General features: G+C 70.9%; 19 protein-coding genes and 1 tRNA gene. 6 read left to right on the top strand and 14 right to left on the bottom strand.

The window, feature by feature from the left end; translation table 11 throughout:
• Positions 1 to 65 precede the first annotated feature (65 nt).
• Entirely contained in the window at positions 66 to 257 is a 192-nt protein-coding gene (locus ITJ54_RS16590) for a hypothetical protein (protein WP_071271369.1), read from the top strand.
• Between the two features lie 75 nt (positions 258 to 332).
• Here the strand turns inward: ITJ54_RS16590 and ITJ54_RS16585 are convergent, their stop codons facing one another.
• The gene (locus tag ITJ54_RS16585) at positions 333 to 1,505 is read right to left on the bottom strand and encodes a mechanosensitive ion channel family protein (RefSeq protein ID WP_194630164.1); all 1,173 of its coding nucleotides are present in this window, start codon (positions 1,503 to 1,505) and stop codon (positions 333 to 335) included.
• Between the two features lie 154 nt (positions 1,506 to 1,659).
• Here ITJ54_RS16585 and ITJ54_RS16580 point away from each other — a divergent pair, with 154 nt between their 5' ends.
• Both ITJ54_RS16580 and ITJ54_RS16575 read left to right on the top strand, forming a co-directional pair.
• On the top strand, positions 1,660 to 3,204 hold the full coding sequence (locus ITJ54_RS16580; RefSeq protein ID WP_194630163.1) for an amino acid permease: 1,545 nt from the start codon (positions 1,660 to 1,662) through the stop codon (positions 3,202 to 3,204).
• Between the two features lie 72 nt (positions 3,205 to 3,276).
• Positions 3,277 to 3,582 carry a hypothetical protein gene (locus tag ITJ54_RS16575; RefSeq protein WP_194630162.1) on the top strand — a complete coding sequence of 102 codons (306 nt, stop codon included), beginning with the start codon at positions 3,277 to 3,279 and terminating at the stop codon, positions 3,580 to 3,582.
• A 57-nt stretch (positions 3,583 to 3,639) separates the two neighbouring features.
• Here the strand turns inward: ITJ54_RS16575 and ITJ54_RS16570 are convergent, their stop codons facing one another.
• From ITJ54_RS16570 to ITJ54_RS16535, 8 genes are all read right to left on the bottom strand, one after another.
• Positions 3,640 to 4,284 (bottom strand): PepSY domain-containing protein, encoded by a 645-nt coding sequence (locus ITJ54_RS16570; protein WP_194630161.1) that lies wholly within the window; start codon positions 4,282 to 4,284, stop codon positions 3,640 to 3,642.
• Positions 4,285 to 4,357: 73 nt separating this feature from the next.
• Positions 4,358 to 5,686 carry a HAMP domain-containing sensor histidine kinase gene (locus ITJ54_RS16565; RefSeq protein WP_323741769.1) on the bottom strand — a complete coding sequence of 443 codons (1,329 nt, stop codon included), beginning with the start codon at positions 5,684 to 5,686 and terminating at the stop codon, positions 4,358 to 4,360.
• Entirely contained in the window at positions 5,679 to 6,356 is a 678-nt protein-coding gene (locus ITJ54_RS16560; RefSeq protein WP_194630159.1) for a response regulator transcription factor, read from the bottom strand. The genes ITJ54_RS16565 and ITJ54_RS16560 overlap by 8 nt, the downstream gene beginning before the upstream one ends.
• A gap of 143 nt (positions 6,357 to 6,499) precedes the next feature.
• Positions 6,500 to 6,712: an SCO4848 family membrane protein gene (locus ITJ54_RS16555; RefSeq protein ID WP_071271390.1), complete on the bottom strand. Its 213-nt coding sequence runs from the start codon at positions 6,710 to 6,712 to the stop codon at positions 6,500 to 6,502.
• 176 nt (positions 6,713 to 6,888) lie between these two features.
• Positions 6,889 to 7,815: a hypothetical protein gene (locus ITJ54_RS16550; protein WP_194630158.1), complete on the bottom strand. Its 927-nt coding sequence runs from the start codon at positions 7,813 to 7,815 to the stop codon at positions 6,889 to 6,891.
• Positions 7,816 to 7,828: 13 nt separating this feature from the next.
• Complete coding sequence (locus tag ITJ54_RS16545; protein WP_194630157.1) at positions 7,829 to 8,290, bottom strand: ImmA/IrrE family metallo-endopeptidase; 462 nt, start codon at positions 8,288 to 8,290, stop codon at positions 7,829 to 7,831.
• The gene (locus ITJ54_RS16540; RefSeq protein ID WP_194630156.1) at positions 8,287 to 8,727 is read right to left on the bottom strand and encodes a hypothetical protein; all 441 of its coding nucleotides are present in this window, start codon (positions 8,725 to 8,727) and stop codon (positions 8,287 to 8,289) included. The genes ITJ54_RS16545 and ITJ54_RS16540 overlap by 4 nt, the downstream gene beginning before the upstream one ends.
• A gap of 59 nt (positions 8,728 to 8,786) precedes the next feature.
• Positions 8,787 to 8,859: transfer RNA gene (locus tag ITJ54_RS16535), tRNA-Lys, on the bottom strand.
• A 113-nt stretch (positions 8,860 to 8,972) separates the two neighbouring features.
• Here ITJ54_RS16535 and bcp point away from each other — a divergent pair.
• The gene (gene bcp / locus ITJ54_RS16530) at positions 8,973 to 9,443 is read left to right on the top strand and encodes a thioredoxin-dependent thiol peroxidase (protein ID WP_194630155.1); all 471 of its coding nucleotides are present in this window, start codon (positions 8,973 to 8,975) and stop codon (positions 9,441 to 9,443) included.
• A gap of 70 nt (positions 9,444 to 9,513) precedes the next feature.
• On the opposite strand, the gene ITJ54_RS16525 is transcribed toward bcp, so the two are convergent.
• Positions 9,514 to 9,936 (bottom strand): hypothetical protein, encoded by a 423-nt coding sequence (locus tag ITJ54_RS16525; protein ID WP_194630154.1) that lies wholly within the window; start codon positions 9,934 to 9,936, stop codon positions 9,514 to 9,516.
• 264 nt (positions 9,937 to 10,200) lie between these two features.
• Between ITJ54_RS16525 and ITJ54_RS16520 the strand changes: the two genes are divergently transcribed.
• Entirely contained in the window at positions 10,201 to 10,449 is a 249-nt protein-coding gene (locus ITJ54_RS16520; protein WP_017888820.1) for a WhiB family transcriptional regulator, read from the top strand.
• A 634-nt stretch (positions 10,450 to 11,083) separates the two neighbouring features.
• Here the strand turns inward: ITJ54_RS16520 and ITJ54_RS16515 are convergent.
• Positions 11,084 to 12,583 carry a sensor histidine kinase gene (locus tag ITJ54_RS16515; protein ID WP_194630153.1) on the bottom strand — a complete coding sequence of 500 codons (1,500 nt, stop codon included), beginning with the start codon at positions 12,581 to 12,583 and terminating at the stop codon, positions 11,084 to 11,086.
• A gap of 119 nt (positions 12,584 to 12,702) precedes the next feature.
• On the opposite strand from ITJ54_RS16515, the gene ITJ54_RS16510 reads away from it, so the two are divergent.
• Entirely contained in the window at positions 12,703 to 13,137 is a 435-nt protein-coding gene (locus ITJ54_RS16510) for an Rv3235 family protein (RefSeq protein WP_194630152.1), read from the top strand.
• Between the two features lie 91 nt (positions 13,138 to 13,228).
• On the opposite strand, the gene secA is transcribed toward ITJ54_RS16510, so the two are convergent.
• The 3 genes from secA to ITJ54_RS16495 all read right to left on the bottom strand — a co-directional run bounded on the left by secA (position 13,229) and on the right by ITJ54_RS16495 (position 17,730).
• Positions 13,229 to 16,009: a preprotein translocase subunit SecA gene (gene secA / locus ITJ54_RS16505; RefSeq protein WP_194630150.1), complete on the bottom strand. Its 2,781-nt coding sequence runs from the start codon at positions 16,007 to 16,009 to the stop codon at positions 13,229 to 13,231.
• Between the two features lie 157 nt (positions 16,010 to 16,166).
• Positions 16,167 to 16,886 carry a ribosome hibernation-promoting factor, HPF/YfiA family gene (hpf, locus tag ITJ54_RS16500; protein WP_194630148.1) on the bottom strand — a complete coding sequence of 240 codons (720 nt, stop codon included), beginning with the start codon at positions 16,884 to 16,886 and terminating at the stop codon, positions 16,167 to 16,169.
• 166 nt (positions 16,887 to 17,052) lie between these two features.
• Positions 17,053 to 17,730 carry a ComF family protein gene (locus ITJ54_RS16495; protein WP_194630146.1) on the bottom strand — a complete coding sequence of 226 codons (678 nt, stop codon included), beginning with the start codon at positions 17,728 to 17,730 and terminating at the stop codon, positions 17,053 to 17,055.
• Positions 17,731 to 17,743: the final 13 nt, after the last annotated feature.

Genomic DNA, 17,743 nt, shown 5'->3' with positions numbered 1-17,743 from the left:
GTGCGCCCGGCGGCGTTCCAATGTACCCACCGGTAGCGTTGGTCCGACGACAACAGGAGGCATCTGTGCGCAAGTTCATGTTCAACGGTGCGGTGTGGAGTTCCCTCATCAGCGGCTACAGCGTTCTGCAGACCACCCGTCAGGGACCCCGGGACTGGCGTCTCGCCCTGACGTGGGTGGCGTGGATCTCGACGACGATCGTCGCCATCGGCACGGTCGTCGAGGACGACCGAGCGGTGCGCTCGCGTCAGCCGTGATCTGACGTCCCCACGGGGCGGACGGGAGGCTCGGTGCCAGCTGGCACCGAGCCTCCCGTCTGTCCGCGGTCGCCGCTACCGCTCCGGGGGGACGTCCGACGCCCGGATGTCCGAGGTCTGGATGGGGCCGGTGAAGAGCGCCGAGCGCTCGTCGCCCTCGCCGAAGAGCGAGGCGTCGCCCTCGGACGACCGGCTGCGCCGACGGGCCGGGGCGGCTGGCTCGGCGAGCTGGACGCGCTGAACCGGGAGCGCATCTGGGTGGGTGCGCTGCAGCCAGTCGACCATCTCCTCGCGGACGTAGCAGCGCAGGTCGAACAGGCCGCCGGCGTCCGGTGCGGTCACGAGGATGCGGACTCGCACCATCCCGCCGACCGCGTCCGTGACCTGGAGCACCTTCGTGCGACGGTCCCAGATCGTCGAGGTCTCGAGGATGCGGTCGAGCTCCGTGCGCATCTCCGCCGGGCTGACCCGCCAGTCCAGGTCGAACTCGACGGCGCCGAGGAGCTCGCTGCTCGTGCGGGTCCAGTTCTCGAAGGGCGTCGAGGTGAAGTAGGTCGAGGGCAGCACGAAGCGACGGTCGTCCCACAGGTGGACGACGACGTACGTCAGGGTGATCTCCTCGATGCGGCCCCACTGCTGCTCGACCACGACGACGTCGTCCACGCGGATCGACCCGGAGAACGCCAGCTGCATGCCGGCGAACACGTTGCCGAGCGTCGACTGCGCGGCGAGACCGGCGATGACCGAGATGAGCCCTGCCGACGCGAGGACGCTCGCACCGGCGGCCTCGACCCCGGGGAACGTCAGGAGGATCGCGCCGACACCGATGATGACGAGCACGGCGACCGTGAGCCGACGGAGGATGAGCACCTGCGTGCGGATCCGGCGGGCGACCCGGTTGTCCGGGACGTCGACGCGGTACTTGTGCAGCCCGAGGCTCTCGAGGAACACCGCGAGGACGCACGCGAGCCACGTCCCGACGCCGATCGTGGCGACCAGGAAGACGTGGGAGACGGCGTCCCGCCACGGGTACCGGTCGGTGTCCGGGATCGAGGAGGCGAACGCGACCCAGAGCAGGGCGACCAGCAGCATCGTCCTGGTGGCGTGTCGGGAGCGTCGGGACAGGGAGGCGGCCCAGCGCTCGCGACGGCCGAGCGCGCGGAAGACCAGGTGCAGGACGAGCGCGACGACGGCGGTGACGAGGAGGGCGAACCCGACCGCGACCAGGAGGCGGATGAGGATGTCCATCAGACCATCGTGGCAACGCCGCGGGTGCGCCGTCCAGGAGACGGACAGACCCGGCGCGGGGTCGTGTGCGATGTCGGCAGGTTGGTGGACAGGACCCAGCCGGTTCGGAGGTGGATGTGCCGCAAGAGTCCGATCCACATGTAGCGTGTCGGCCATGACAGCGCAGAACGACACCGGGGCGGACCGTGCGCCCGCGAACGACTTCTCGCACGAGCAGGAGGGCTACCAGCACGGACTGAAGCCCCGGCAGCTCCAGATGATCGCGATCGGTGGTGCGATCGGTACCGGCCTCTTCCTCGGAGCGGGTGGCCGACTGCACACCGCCGGGCCCGCCCTGGCCGTCGTGTACCTGATCGCGGGCGTGTTCGCGTTCTTCATCCTGCGGGCCCTCGGCGAGCTCGTCCTGCACCGCCCGTCCTCCGGCTCGTTCATCTCCTACGCACGCGAGTTCTACGGCGAGAAGTTCGCGTACGCCGCCGGCTGGATGTACTTCCTGAACTGGGCGATGACGTCGATCGTCGACACCACCGCGGTCGCGCTCTACCTGCAGTACTGGCGGGCCTTCACGGCGGCGCCGCAGTGGTTGCTCGCACTCATCGCCCTGATCGTCGTCCTCGCGGCGAACATGGTGGCGGTGAAGGTCTTCGGTGAGTTGGAGTTCTGGTTCGCCATCATCAAGGTCGTCGCGCTGGTCGCGTTCCTCGTCGTGGCTCTCGTCTGGCTGATCTTCGCGTTCCCCGTGGAGACCGGCGGCGAAGCGGTGCGCACCGGGTTCTCGATCTGGCAGGACAACGGCGGTCTGATCCCGAACGGCCTGCTGCCCGCCGTGCTGGTGGTGCAGGGCGTCGTCTTCGCGTACGCCGCCATCGAGCTCGTCGGCACCGCGTCCGGTGAGACCCAGGACACCGAGAAGGTCATCCCCCGCGCCATCAACTCCGTCGTCCTCCGCATCGCGGTGTTCTACGTCGGCTCGGTCGTGCTGCTCTCGCTGCTGCTCCCGTACACGTCGTACAAGGAGGGCCAGAGCCCGTTCGTGACGTTCTTCTCGTCGCTCGGCAACCCGCAGGTCGGGGTGATCGTGGGCTCGATCATGAACTTCGTCGTCCTCACCGCCGCGCTGTCCTCGCTGAACGCCGGGCTGTACTCGACCGGCCGCGCGCTGCACTCGATGGGCATGAACGGCTCGGCGCCGAAGTGGACCACCAAGATGACCAAGGGCGGTGTGCCCTTCGCGGGCATCCTGCTCACCGCGGCCTTCACCGTCGCGGGCGTCGCGCTCAACTACTTCGTGCCGAGCCAGGCGTTCGAGATCGCGCTGAACGTGGCCAGCCTCGGGATCATCACGGCGTGGGGCACGATCATCCTCTGCCAGATGAAGCTGCGGCAGTGGGCGAAGCAGGGCCTGGCGAAGGAGCCGTCGTTCAAGCTCCCCGGCGCTCCCGTCACCTCGTGGCTGACCCTGGCGTTCCTGGTGTCGGTGCTCGTGCTGATGGCGATCGACTGGCCGGTCGGCACACTCACCATCGCCTCGCTCGTGGTCATCGTCCCGCTGCTCGTCGTCGGGTGGTTCCTGCAGCGCGACCGGATCCTGCGCATCGCCTCGCTCCGCCAGGGCGTCACCGGCCCCTACCCGATCACCGGTCGCGACCCGGCGAACCAGGTCCGCCGCGGCGACGACGGGGGCGACTCCCGCTCCTGATGGTTGTCCGCGCAACGCGACGACCGTCCGTGTGACACGGAGAGGTCCGGCACCCGCCGCTACGATCAGCGGGTGCCGGACCTCTCTGCTTCCCCGACGCTCGACCTCCAACTCTCGTGGCGGGGCACCTTCGGACGTGTCCGCGTGTTCCCGGACCGGGTGCACGCCGAGACGAGCTACGAGCGCGAGGGCCTGACGGCGGTGCCGATGGAGCACGTGCAGGGCTGGCGCATCGAGCCGTGCGACTTCGACGCCGTCTGCGTGGAGTTCCTGACGCCCGAGGACACCTACCGCGTGCTGCTCGACACGTCCGACCGGGGCGTCGCGGCCCTGGCGCTGCAGCGGGTCCTCGGCGAGCCAGCCCCGACCGAGTCCTGACGCACGACGACCGCCGACGGCAGGTCGGCGGTCGAGTCGCGAGCGGGCGTTGCCCGGTCAGTCGTCCGTGTCGACCGTGTTCGTGACGGTGGCCCCGGAACCGGCGTCGATGCGGATGCTGTGCTTCGTGCCGGCGTCGTCGCGCACGTCGCCCTCCCAGACGACCTTCCCGAGGTGGTCGTCGAGCCCGAGCTCGGTGACGGTCCCCGCGACGACGTCCTGGAGCTTGCCGGCGGCGTCCCCGGCGTCGAGCTCCGCAGCGGCGACGAAGCGCTCGTTCTCGCGCACGTCGTCGGCGTCGGAGTCGTCGACCGTCGGGGTGCCCTCCACGGAGGTCCCGGCGGCGTTCGTGTGCACCTCGTGCTCCTGACCGTCGGACGTCACGACGAGGACCTGCCAGGCGCTGCCGCCCCGCTCCTGCTCGACGCCGATGACGGTGGGGGCACCCGAGCCGACGGCGTCGCGGGCGGTCGCAGCGGCGGCGACCAGGGCCTCGTTCGACGCGGCGGCCGAGGTGGCGGCGCCGCTGGCCGAGCCGGCGGCTGCGCCGGAGGACTGCGCGGTCCCGGTGCCGGCAGCGGTGTCGTCGTCGTCGCGGTCGTCGTTCGCGCAGCCGGTCACGACGAGCGCCCCGGCGAGGAGGACGGAGGCGGAGAGGACGAGGCGGCGGGTGCGGGTGCGGGTCAGGTCGGTGATGTTCATGAGCACCACCCTCGTGCTCAGGTGCTGAAGCAGACCTGAAGCGCCCTGGACGACCGCCATGGCAGCCGCCGGGTCAGCCGCCGAGCGGCAGCCGCACGACGAACCGGGCGCCCCCGAGCGACGACGTCCCGACCTCGACGGAACCGCCGTGTGCCCGGACCGCGTCCCGCACGATGGCCAGCCCGAGGCCCGAGCCGCCCGCGTCGCGGCTGCGGGACTCGTCGAGCCGGACGAAGCGGTCGAACACCCGCTCGCGCTCGGCCTCCGGCACGCCGCTGCCGTCGTCGTCGACGGTCAGCTCCGCCGCTCCCCCGGCCTCGCGGACGGCGACGGCGATCCGCTCGCGCGCGTGCCGACAGGCGTTGTCCACGAGGTTCCGCACGACCCGTCCGAGCACCCGCTCGTCACCGAGCACCCGGGCGGCGCCGATCCCCGTGCCGTCGACGGTGCAGACGCCAGCAGCCCGGACCCGCGACACCTCGGCCAGCGCCAGGTCGTCGAGGTCCACCGCACGCCGTTCCCCGATCCCCCGCTCGTCCAGCCGGGAGAGCTCGAGGAGCCCGTCCACGAGGCCCGCGAGCCGGTCGTTCTCCGCCAGCACGACGTCGGTCAGCTCGTCGACGTCGATCCGGTCGGGGTGCGCCCTGGCGACCGAGGCGTGCTGCCGCACCGACGCGATGGGCGAGCGCAGTTCATGCGAGGCGTCCGCGACGAACCGGCGCTGCGCCACCGCCGACCGTTCGAGCCGGTCGAGCATGTCGTTCATCGTGTCGGCCAGCCGGGCGACCTCGTCCCCGGTCCCCGGCACCGCGACCCGGACGCCGTGGGACTCCGCGCGGACCGTGGCGACCTCGCGGCGGATCCGCTCGACCGGCCGGAGCGAGCGCCCGACGACGATCCAGGTCCCCACGCCCGTCAGCGTCACGAGGAGCGGCACCCCGATCGCGAGCAGGGTCACCACCGCGGTCGTCGCGGTGTCCGCTGCGTCGAGCGAGGCGCCGAAGACGATCGTCGCCTCGGACCCGCCGGGCAGGTCGACGTCGTCCGCCACGAGCAGCCACCGCTCGCCGTCGCGCGTGACCCGCGACTCGTCCGCCGTCGGGAGCGCCGGCGGGTCGGCGTCGTCCCCGTGGGCGAGGACGCGGCCGCCGTCACCGACGACCTGCACCAGGACCTCGTCGGAACCGTCCACCGCCGAGGCACCGTCGGCCTCGACCCGGGCGGCGGCCTGCTCGAGACCGCTCTCGGCACCGGCGCGGACGCCGTCGACGAGCACGAGCCGCAGGACGGTGACGAACGCCACGGACCCGATGACCAGCGCCGCCAGCACCACGAGCACCGCGGCGAGGGTCGTCCGCGCCCGCAGGCTGCGCGGGCGGGGGAACCGCCTGCGCTCAGGCACGGTCGTCCGCCAGCCGGTAGCCGGCACCCCGCACGGTCTCGATCGTGGCACGCCCGAACGGCCGGTCGACCTTGCGGCGGAGGTGCCCGACGTAGACCTCCACGATGTTCGGGTCGCCGTCGAAGTCGACGTCCCACACGTTCTCGATCACCTCGCGCTTCGAGCAGACCTGCCCGGCGTGCCGCACGAGGAACTCCAGCACCGCGAACTCGCGGCTCGTCAGGTCGAGGAGCGTGCCACCGCGCGTGACCGTCCGCGCCGCCGGGTCCACCCGCAGGTCCCCCACGGTCAGCACGGCGGGCCGCTCCCGCGCACCACGGCGCACCAGGGCACGGAGGCGTGCGACGAGCACCGGGTGCGAGAACGGCTTCGTCACGTAGTCGTCGGCGCCGGCGTCGAGCGCCTCGACCTGGTCCCACTCGCCGTCCTTCGCCGTGAGCATGAGCACCGGCGTCCAGTTCCCCTCGGCCCGCAGCTGCCCGCAGACCGCCCAGCCGCTCATCCCCGGCATCATCAGGTCGAGCACGACGGCGTCGTAGCGGAACTCGCGCGCGTGCCACAGGCCGTCGATGCCGTCTTGGGCGACGTCGACCGCCCAGCCCTCGGCCTCGAGCCCGCGGCGCACACCGTCGGCCAGCCGGACCTCGTCATCGACCACCAGGACACGCATGGCCGCCATTGTCCTCGGCAGGCGCTGAAGCGCGCCTGAAGCGGTGGTCGCGACCACCCACGGCCTGGAGGCTCGGGGCGGGCCGGCACCGAGCCTCCCGTCCGGTGGTCGGCCGGGTCGGCGGGTCGCAACCGGAGGCGGCGTCAGACGAGCAGCAGGATCCCGGCGACGATCGACGCGGCGGTGATCGCCAGGGCGATCAGCAGCAGGACCAGGTGCACACGGTAGAAGGTCGTCGGGCGGCCGGCGGCGTCACGGGCGCGGGTGTCCTTCGCGACCCGCTGGAAGAAGCGGGGCCAGGCGACCAGGTTGAACAGGGCACCGATGAACAGGACGACTGCGGCGAAGACGAGCACCGGAGGAGTCTACCGACGGGGTCCGAGTCGATCAGGTCCGCGCCGTTCAGGTCCGGGGAGCTCGGCCGCCCCCAACGCGGCCGAGTCCCACCGGAGATCACCACACCTTGTGTAGCAATGGCTACAAACATACACGGCGCGGCGTCCCGCGTCGACCCACGGGCAGTCCGGTCGGTTCAGGAGGCGTCGAGCGCGGACTCGGCCCGTGCGAGGGCGGAGCGCTCGTGGTCCTCGAGCGTGGACCGGGAGCTGCGGACGCCGTCGTTGATCTCGACGATCAGGCGGCTCAGCCTGGTCGCTGGGTCGGCGGTGGCCGGGTACTCGTTGTCGCTGCCCATGCGGGCGTGCAGCGGCGTGAGGGTCTCGATCGCGCTCTCCACGGCGCGGGCCCGTCGTGCCCGTGCGGTGCGGTGCCCGACCACGAGCAGCAGCATGCCCGACGCCACGCACAGCACCGCTCCCGGGGTGGCGATGTCGTACGGCAGCGAGAGCCGGCGGGTGAGGGCGACGTCCCCGAGCACGTGGGCGAGGTCCATCACGATGACGACGACCATCCGCACCACCCCGGCGACCCCACCGAGCACGAGCACCCAGAGCCCGACCAGGTCCGTGCGGGTGCGGGCCTCGCGGACGTGCAGCACGCAGATCCACCCGGTCGCGGCGAGGGCGACGCCGAGGTAGACCGTCTGCGCGATCGAGTAGACCGCCGCTGCCGGCGCTGCCCCCGCGACGAGCATGAAGGTCGTCGTGGTCGGGGGCTTGTCCAGCACCACGAACGCCGTGACGATCACGACCCCGACCACGGCGCACGACACGATGATCGCGTTCCGCAGCCACCGACTGTCGGCACCGACGGCCTTCGCGACGCCCCAGAGCAGCGTGCTCGTGCCGGCGATCATCAGGCAGTCACTGACCACCGTCACGACGTTCCGGCCGCCGACGAGCGGGTCGAGCCACCGGTAGAGCGGGTCGACGTTCGTCACGATCGTCGCGGAGAACAACAGGAACGTGACCGCGAGGGTGCGGTCCTGCCCGCGCTGCAGGACGAACAGGACGATCGCGCCCGCGACGAGCAGGACGGCCTGGGCGACGGCGAGGATCATCGCGGGTGCCCGGTCAGCCGAAGACGCCGCGGAAGGCGCTCGGCCGACTGCGGTGGTCGCGGATGAGCTGGGCGAGGCGGTCGGCGAAGTGCTCGGCCTCGCGTTCGAAGGTGTTCTCGAACAACCCGCGAGCCATGGCCCGCTCGACCTTGTACTCCGGCAGGTCGGGGATGACGTCGCGGATGTACGCGGACTGCGCGGAGGCGTCGTGGTGGGCGTGCAGCACGTGGCCGAGCTCGTGCCCGATGACGAACGCGCGGAACGTGCGCGACGGGGACGGCGAGATCATGATGAGGTGCTGGTGCTCGAGCGTGGCGACGAAGCCGCACACGGGTTCGTCCGTCAGGAAGGCCTCTTCGCGCACGACGATCGGCTTGCCGACGATCTCCGACGCCACGCGCACGGCGTCGTCGACGTCCGCCCAGTGCTCGTCGTGTCCGCGGCGCCAGAAGGCGTCGACCCGGTCCGCGGTCACGGCAGGATCCCGCGCTGGGATTCCTCTTCGATCACCGCGGCGATCCGGCGGAGGGCGTCGGGTGAGAGCTCGCCGGGGAACGTGCGGGCGGCGAACCCGCTGACCCGGGCCGAGCGGAGCGAGCGGACGAGGGCGAGCTGCGCGCCGATCCGCTCCGGGATCTGGCTGTCCTCGAGCAGGAAGCGCTCGTCGACCTCGAAGAACTCGGCGAGGAGCTGCAGCAGCGCGGTGTCCCGGTTGCGACGGCCGTCGCCCGAGATCATGTAGGTCCACTTCGCGCGGGACAGCGATCCGCCGTGGGCGTCGACCCACTCCTCGATCGCCGAGAACGGCACCGGCGAGCCCCGCTGCGACTCCTCGAAGTCGAGCAGCAGGTTGAGCCGACGTGCCAGCTCGGCGGCGTCGAGCGCGCCGCCCTTCGGTTCCTGTGTGCCCATGCGTCCCGACCCCCTCCGGATACACGGAAACCCCCGCCGGAGCGAGGGTCTCAGTCGTGTGCACCCCCTCGGACTTGAACCGAGAACCCACTGATTAAGAGTCAGTTGCTCTGCCAATTGAGCTAGAGGTGCATGCACTCCGCTTGCAAGTGCCGCTGCGGTGTGTGTTCCGCAACGGGAATCAACAATAGCATGGGATTCGCGTGCCCGAGAACACCTCCGGGCACCGACCGAACAGGAGCACCATGACGGACCGTCTCGTCGCCGGCGACACCGCCCCCGACTTCACCCTGCAGGACCAGGACGGCACGGAGCACACGCTCGGCTCCCTGCGCGGACGCAAGGTCATCGTGTACTTCTACCCCGCGGCGTCGACCCCGGGCTGCACCACCGAGGCGTGCGACTTCCGCGACAACATGTCCTCGCTGCAGGCCGCCGGGTACGAGGTCCTCGGCGTGTCGAAGGACGACCTCCCCGCCCTCGCCACCTTCCGGCACGAGCAGGCCCTGACCTTCCCGCTGCTGAGCGACCCGGACCTCGCGGTGCACAAGGCGTACGCGGCCTGGGGCGAGAAGAACAACTACGGCAAGGTCGTCACCGGCACGATCCGGTCGACGATCGTCGTCGACGAGGACGGCACCGTGCAGCTCCCCCTCTACAACGTGAAGGCGACCGGTCACGTGGCGAGCCTCCGGAAGAAGCTCGGCCTGGTCTGAGTCCGCGACGCACCGGGCCTCCAGTGCGTTGCCGGTGGCGGCACCGATTGCGTCGCCGGTGGCGGTGTCGCTACTCGACCCGGCGGGCCAGCGTCGTGGTGACCGACTTCGACAGCACCAGCGTGATCGCGATGAGCGCCGGCAGGAGCAGCGCCCACCCGACCGCCGGGACGCGGAACACGCCCTGGAACGCACCGATCGCGAGGGCTCCCTGCAGGACCTGCCAGACGACGATGCCGCTGCGCACCCACGGCTGGCTGCGCCACAGGCCGACGAGCAGCGACCCGAGCCACAGCGCCGCGATCGCCGCCAGCACCACGAGGGCGATGCCGGACGCCACGCTCGTCGCCGGCGCGACGAGGAGCTCGACGAGCAGCACGACCGTCACGACCGCGACGGCGAGGAACTCGAGCGCGAGCACGATGAGCAGCCCGTACATCGCCCGCGACCGCGGCTCGGGAGCGTCGGGGACGGTCGAGGTGGGGTCAGACACAGAGATCCTCCAGCATTGCAACCCTTGATTTGGTCATATCAGTATGGAACGATGTCCGAGGTCGTTTGGACGGCACGATGTGGTGTGCGTCTCCCGTGGTTCGACGCTCCTCCCCCGAGCGTTCTGCGGGCGTCAGGCTCTCCCCGCGCGGTTTCCTCCCCACAGGATCTTCCCGCTCGTCACATGTGCATGTGCAGAGTCCTCCAGCCCCGAACCACGGCCCCGGCCTGCCGTTCGAGCACTGACATCAAGGAGCACCACCACATGGATTGGCGTGACAAGGCAGCTTGCCTCACCGCAGACCCCGAGCTCTTCTTCCCCGTCGGGAACACCGGGCCCGCGGTGGACCAGATCGAGAAGGCCAAGTCGGTGTGCGCTCGTTGCACGGTGACGGAGATGTGCCTGCAGTACGCACTCGAGAACAACCAGGACTCCGGCGTCTGGGGTGGCCTCAGCGAGGACGAGCGTCGCGCGCTCAAGCGTCGCGCCGCCCGGGCTCGCCGCGCCTCCTGACGCAGCAGCGCTGACCACGACGCCCGTCGTGCCCTCCGGGGCGCGGCGGGCGTCGTCGTGCGTGGGGCGCGCGGTGCGCGCGGGGGCGCACCGCACCACGCGGCGGACACCACACCACGTCTGCGCGCGGTGCGGTGTCCGCTCCGCGGTGCTGTAGCCGCCGGCACCGCCTGGATCCGCACAACGGCAACCCGCTCGCGCCGCGGACGTCGGCGGCGCAAGCCGACGTTGGTGGTGCCACGCCGCACCGCACCACGCCGGCACCGCCTGGAGGCCCGCCAGCCGCACGCCGGGCGCGCTGCGGGACTCCAGGCGGTTCCGGACGGACCCGCACAACGGCAACCCGCTCGCGCCGCGGACGTCGGCGGCGCGAGCCGACGTTGGTGGTGCCACGCCGCACCGCACCGCACCACGCTGCGGACACTGCACCACGGCTGCGCGCGGTGCAGTGTCCGCTCCGCGGTGCGGAGCCGCCGGCGCCGCCGGGAGGCCCAGCAGCGGCCCGCCGGACGCGCTGCGGGCCTCCAGACGGTTCCGGACGGACCCGCCCAACGGCAACCCGCTCGCGCCGCGGACGTCGGTGGCGCAAGTCGACGCTGGCGCTGCCACGCCGCCGGCCGCCGGGCCGCGGGGGCTACGCGGCCGCGGTCTCCCAGCGGAAGGGGATCGAGATCGTGACCTCGGTGCCGCTGCCGGTGAGGGTGTGCCAGTCGATCGTGCCGCCGAGCTCGCCCTGGATCAGCGTGCGGACGATCTGCGTGCCGAGGCCCGAACCGACCTTGCCCTCCGGCAGGCCCACCCCGTTGTCGCGGACCTGGATCTCGAGGTGGTCGTCCGAGCGGTGGGCGACGATCTCGACCTCGCCGTCGCGGCCGTCGAGGCCGTGCTCCACCGCGTTCGTCACGAGTTCGGTCAGCCCGAGGGCGAGCGGCGTGGCGGCCTCGGAGGGTAGGACGCCGAACTCCCCGGTCTTCTTCGGGTGCACGGTGGTGTTGTGGGACGCCGCGACCTCGGTCACGAGCTTGAGCACGGAGTCGAAGACCTCGTCGAAGTCGACGTTCTGACTGAGGCCGGTCGACAGGGTATCGTGCACGACGGCGATCGCCGCCACGCGCCGCATCGCGTTCTGCAGGGACGTCTTGGCCTCTTCCGAATGGGTCCGACGTGCCTGGATGCGCAGGAGCGATGCCACCGTCTGCAGGTTGTTCTTCACGCGGTGGTGGATCTCGCGGATCGTCGCGTCCTTGGTGATGAGTTCGCGTTCCTGGTGCCGCATCTCGGTGACGTCGCGGCAGAGCACGACGGCGCCGATCCGCTCACCGTGGTCGCGCAGCGGGATCGAGCGGAGCGTGACGGCCACGCCGTTGGACTCGATGTCCGCGCGCCAGGGGGCACGCCCGGTGACGACGAGCGGCAGGGACTCGTCGACGTCGAGCTGGGCGCCGAGGAGTTCGGTGGTGACCTCGGCCAGGGACTTCCGTTCGAGTTCGCCCTCGAAGCCCATCCGGTTGAAGGCGCTGAGGCCGTTCGGGCTGGCGAACGTGACGATGCCGTTGGTGTCGAGGCGGAGCAGGCCGTCGCTGGCACGGGGCGCACCACGACGGGGGCCGGCGGGAGCGCCGAGGTCCGGGAAGTCCCCGGTCGCGATCATGCCGAACAGGTCGTTCGCGCTCGCGGTGAAGTTGAGCTCCTGACGGCTCGGCGTGCGCATCTCGTCCTGGTTGGAGTGCCGCGTGACGACGGCGATGGGCCGATCGGTCGTCTGCTTGGTCTTCGCGCTGAGGCGGCGGAGCACGGGGATGGCACGGACGCGCGTCGGGGTGTCCTCGTACCAGTCCGGCTCGGCGGAGTCCACGACCCGGGACGACGCGAAGCTCTCGGTGACCTGCTCGCGCCACTCCTCGCGGATCTCCTGCCCGACGATGTCGCGGTAGAACAGCGTCGCGGCGGACGACGGGCGCGCGTGGGCGACCGCCACGAAGGAGCCGTCCTCGGCCGTCGGCACCCAGAGCACCATGTCGGCGAAGGACAGGTCCGACAGGAGCTGCCAGTCCCCCACCAGCAGGTGGAGCCACTCCACGTCCGCTTCGGAGGACCGGCCTTGTGCGAGGACGAGATCACTGAGGGTCGACACCCGACCAGTCTAGGTCCGGCGACTTGTGGACAGATCGCCTCTGTCCACAGGCCCTCGCCCCTCGCCATTTCGTATTTCGCATTCCCCATACGCTCTGCCCACCAACGAAAGGGGCCGGGGTGGCGCGGGAAGCACGGCGGATCGACGACGATCTGCACGAGATCACGGGACCGGAGGACACCGCGGTCGAGCGGTACGCAGAGAGGCCACCACCCCTGCCCGACCCGGCGGAGACCGCGCAGGCGCTGGCCCTCTGCGTCGCCGAGATCCTGACCGGGGCGCGGGACGTCGACAGCATCGCCCGGTGGATCACCGACGACGTGCAGCGGCACCTGCACCAACGAGCCGCGTACGCCGCACGGGCCCGGTCGGCGTCCCCGCACCGGAACCGACGGCCGTCGATCCGCGTCGGGAGCGTCGTCGTCAGTCGCCCGCGAGACGGCGTCGCCGAGGCGAGCGTGGTCGTCCACACCCGCAGCCACGCGCGCGCCGTCGCGATCCGGCTCGAGGAGCGTGCGGGCCGGTGGCGCGCCACCGCGATCGGGATGCTCTGACCGGCGCGGTCGCTCCTGGACGGACCACGCCACAGACGGGAGGCCCGGTGCCAGCTGGCACCGGGCCTCCCGTCTGGTGGTGTGGTCGGGTCTAGCCCTTCTTGGCGGCCTGACGACGGTCGGCGCGGTTGGTCGACGCGGCCTGGCCGGTCGCCGTGGCGGCCGAGCCGAAGGCCGAGCCCTTCTCGGGCGCGATCTCGGCCTCTTCCTCTGCCTGGGCCTGCTGGGCCAGCGCAGTGGCGGCCTGCTCGAGGCGACCGCGCTCGTCGCGGACCTCGACCTCGCCGTCGATGGACGGCGCCGAGAACTCGAGGCCGGCGACCTCTTCCTCGTCCAGGCCCTTGGCCTCGATGACCGCGTTCTCGCCGTCGGACTGCACCTGCACCTCGAGGTTGAACAGGAAGCCGACGGACTCTTCGCGGATCTGCCCCATCATCGTCTGGAACAGGGCGTAGCCCTCGCGCTGGTACTCGACCAGCGGGTCGCGCTGCGCCATCGCACGCAGGCCGATGCCGTCCTTGAGGTAGTCCATCTCGTAGAGGTGGTCACGCCAGCGACGGTCGACCACCGAGAGGACGACGCGGCGCTCGAGCTCGCGCATCGCTTCTTCGCCCAGGGTCTCCTCGCGCTTGGCGTAGGCGAGCTGGGCGTCCGAGAGGATCTCGCGGCCGAGGAACTCCCGCGTGGCCTTGCCCTTGGAGCCGGCCTCGGTGATGATCTCGTCGATCGTGATCGAGATCGGGAACAGCGTGCCGAGCTCGGTCCACATGGCGTCGAGGTCCCAGTCGTCCGGGGAGCCCTCTCCGGTGTGGGTGTCGATGACGTCGTCCACGACGTTCTTCAGGAAGTTCTGGGTGCGGTCGTGCAGGTCGTCGCCCTCGAGGATGTGGCGGCGGTCGCTGTAGATCGCCTCGCGCTGCCGATTGAGGACGTCGTCGTACTTGAGGACGTTCTTGCGGATCTCGGCGTTGCGGCCCTCGACCTGCGACTGGGCGGACCGGATCGCACGGCCCACGAGCTTGTTCTCGATGGCGAGGTCGTCCGGGACGTTGGACCGACCCATCAGGCTCTCGGCGGCACCGGAGTTGAACAGGCGCATCAGGTCGTCGGTCAGCGACAGGTAGAAGCGGCTCTCGCCCGGGTCGCCCTGACGGCCGGAACGACCGCGCAGCTGGTTGTCGATGCGACGGGACTCGTGGCGCTCGGTGCCGAGGACGTACAGGCCGCCGACCGCACGGACCTTGTCGCCCTCTTCCTCGACGACCGCCTTCGTGGAGGCGAAGACCTCGTCCCAGGCGGCCTCGTACTCGTCGGGGGTCTCGGTGGGCGAGAGGCCCTTCGTGTGCATCTCCTGCACGGCGAGGAACTCCGAGTTGCCGCCGAGCATGATGTCGGTACCGCGGCCGGCCATGTTCGTGGCGACCGTGACGGCGCCGTACCGACCGGCCTGGGCAACGATGGCGGCTTCTCGCGCGTGGTTCTTCGCGTTCAGGACCTCGTGCTTGACGCCCTTCTTCGCGAGGAGCTTGGAGAGGTACTCCGACTTCTCGACGCTGGTCGTGCCGACGAGGACGGGCTGGCCCTTCTCGTGGCGCTCCTCGATGTCGTTGGCGACCTGCTCGAACTTGGCCTTCTCGTTCTTGTAGACGAGGTCGGTCTGGTCGATGCGCTGCATCGGCTTGTTCGTCGGGATGGCGACGACGCCGAGCTTGTAGGTCGACATGAACTCGGCCGCTTCGGTCTCCGCGGTGCCGGTCATGCCGGAGAGCTTCTGGTACAGGCGGAAGTAGTTCTGCAGCGTGACGGTCGCGAGGGTCTGGTTCTCGGCCTTGACCTCGACGCCCTCCTTGGCCTCGATCGCCTGGTGGATGCCCTCGTTGTAGCGACGGCCCATCAGGATGCGGCCGGTGTGCTCGTCGACGATGAGCACCTCGCCGTTCATCACGACGTAGTCCTTGTCGCGCTTGAACAGCGAGTCCGCCTTGATGGCGTTGTTCAGGAAGGAGATGAGCGGGGTGTTCGCCGACTCGTAGAGGTTGTCGATGCCGAGGTAGTCCTCGACCTTCTCGATGCCGGGCTCGAGCACGCCGACGGTGCGCTTCTTCTCGTCGACCTCGAAGTCCTCGCCGGCCGTGAGGCGCTTGGCGATGGACGCGAACTCGGTGAACCAGCGGTTGGCCTCGCCGGAGGACGGGCCCGAGATGATGAGCGGCGTGCGGGCCTCGTCGATGAGGATCGAGTCGACCTCGTCCACGATGGCGAAGAAGTGTCCGCGCTGCACCATGTCGACGGCCTGCCACGCCATGTTGTCGCGCAGGTAGTCGAAGCCGAACTCGTTGTTCGTGCCGTAGGTGATGTCGGCGGCGTACTGCTCGCGACGTTCGGCCGGCGACTGGTTCGCCACGATGCACCCGGTCGTCATGCCGAGGGCACGGAACACGCGGCCCATGAGCTCGGACTGGTACGACGCCAGGAAGTCGTTCACGGTGATGACGTGGACGCCGCGGGACGGGATCGCGTTGAGGTACGCCGCGGTCGTCGCGACGAGGGTCTTGCCCTCACCGGTCTTCATCTCGGCGATGTTGCCGAGGTGGAGCGCCGCGCCACCCATGAGCTGCACGTCGAAGTGCCGCATGCCGAGGGTGCGCTTGGAGGCTTCGCGCACCGCGGCGAAGGCCTCGGGCAGGAGGTCGTCGAGGGTCTCGCCGTTGGCGTACCGCTCGCGCAGCTCCTTGGTCTCGTCCTGGAGCTCCTCGTCGCTGAGGCTCGCGAAGTCGTCCTCGAGGTCGTTGATCGCTGAGGCGTACGCCTTCAGTCGTCGGAGGGTGCGTCCTTCACCGACGCGGAGGACCTTCTCCAGCACGTTTGCCACGTGAACTCCTTACAGGTCGTCGCGCGCGGTCGGCGCGTCCGATCAGCCAGTCATGCTAGCAACCCGCCGGAGCCGTGCGCTGTGAAGAACGCTGTCCGACGTGGGTGTGCGCGACCCGAGGACGGGCCGCGCACACCGCAGGTGGTCCCCCGGTCGCTCAGGCGAGCGCGGCCGCGGGCTCCGTCTGTGCGGCACCGGAGGCCGCCGTGTCGGTGTCGGCGGCGTCGGTGCCGTCGAGCCCGATGACGCCGTAGTCCCAGCCCTTGCGCCGGTAGACGACGCTCGGACGACGGGTCTCCGCGTCGACGAACAGGTAGAAGTCGTGCCCGACGAGCTCCATGAAGTAGAGCGCGTCGTCCACGGTCATCGGTTCAGCCGTGAAGACCTTCTCGCGGATGACGACCGGCGAGTAGACCTCGTCCTCGTCGTCGTCGTGGCGTTCCTCGGTGACCACGGGGATCGCGCCCGTGGCGACCTCCTCGATGAGCTTGCCGTCCGCGGGGACGACGTCCATGCCGTCGAACGCGGAACCGGCCGCTTCGGCGACGGAGGTGGGGCGGTGACGTCCGCGGTGCACCTTGCGGCGGTCACGGGCCCGGCGCAGGCGCTCCATGATCCGGGCGAAGGCGAGGTCGAACGCCGCGTACTTGTCCGACGCGGCGGACTCGGCCCGCACGAGGGGTCCTGGGCCGATGAGCGTCAGCTCGACGCGGTCCTCGCCCTGACCGCCGCCGCTCTTCTCGTTGTGCCGACTGATCCGCACCTCGAACGCGAGCGCGCGGTCAGCGAGCACGTCGATCTTGTCGGACTTCTGCTCGACGTAGGTACGGAATCGGTCGGTGATCCCGACGTTCCGGCCTGTGATCGTCACGTCCATGGCGGCTCCCATCGCTGAGTCGGCGCGTCACCTGGTTCCGGCGAACTCCTGCGCCTTGTCAGGGACGCTAGACCCGCCGGTCGACCCGTGTCACCGCGAGCGGGCGCGTCGCGCCGGACACCCACCGGATGCACAGAGGACACCGGGCGTCCACCCGAGGACCTCGTCACGACTCCACGCTCGCCGTCGCCACGCACCGCACCACCCGGCCACCGGCTGCCCGGACGGCGCGGACCGCCTCGGCCATGGTCACGCCGGTGGTGACGACGTCGTCCACGAGGACGACGTCGCGGCCCTGCACGCGGTCGGCGCGGAGGGTGCCGACCGTCGCGGCGACGCGCTCGAGGGCCGTGCGCTCCTTCTGGCCGGCGCCGGCGGGGCCCCGGGTGCCGAGCAGTCCGCGTCCGGGCACCCGGGCGCGGTGCAGCCGACCGGTCCCTCGGACACCGCCCCGCGCCAGCAGGAGCACCACGGGGTCGAAGCCACGGCGACGGCGACCGCGCGGGGACGGTGGGACCCGGAGGACGACCGTGCCCGGCGGTGCCTCGGCGAGCGCGCGACGCACCAACGCGGCGGTCCGGTGGCCGAGCGGGCCCGCGACGTCCACACGGCCCCGGAGCTTGAGCTCGAGGAGCAGGGTGCGGACCAGGCCCTCGTACTCGAAGGCGGCGTCGAGGCGCACCCCGCCGACGAGCCGGACCCGGCGCGGGCGTTCGGCGAGTGCGGCACGGCAGGACCGGCAGAGGGCACGGTCCGGCGCACCGCACCCGAGACAGGCGACGGGCAGGAACAGGGCGACGACGGCGGCGAGTGCGTCGCGCCAGGGGTGTGGAGCCGGGGGCATGGGGCGATCCTGG

It is taken from the genome of Curtobacterium sp. VKM Ac-2865, assembly GCF_015350905.1.
Taxonomy (GTDB): Bacteria; Actinomycetota; Actinomycetes; order Actinomycetales; family Microbacteriaceae; genus Curtobacterium.
Note: the sequence above shows the minus strand (reverse complement) of the source record. Positions and strands in the feature narration are given on the sequence as shown.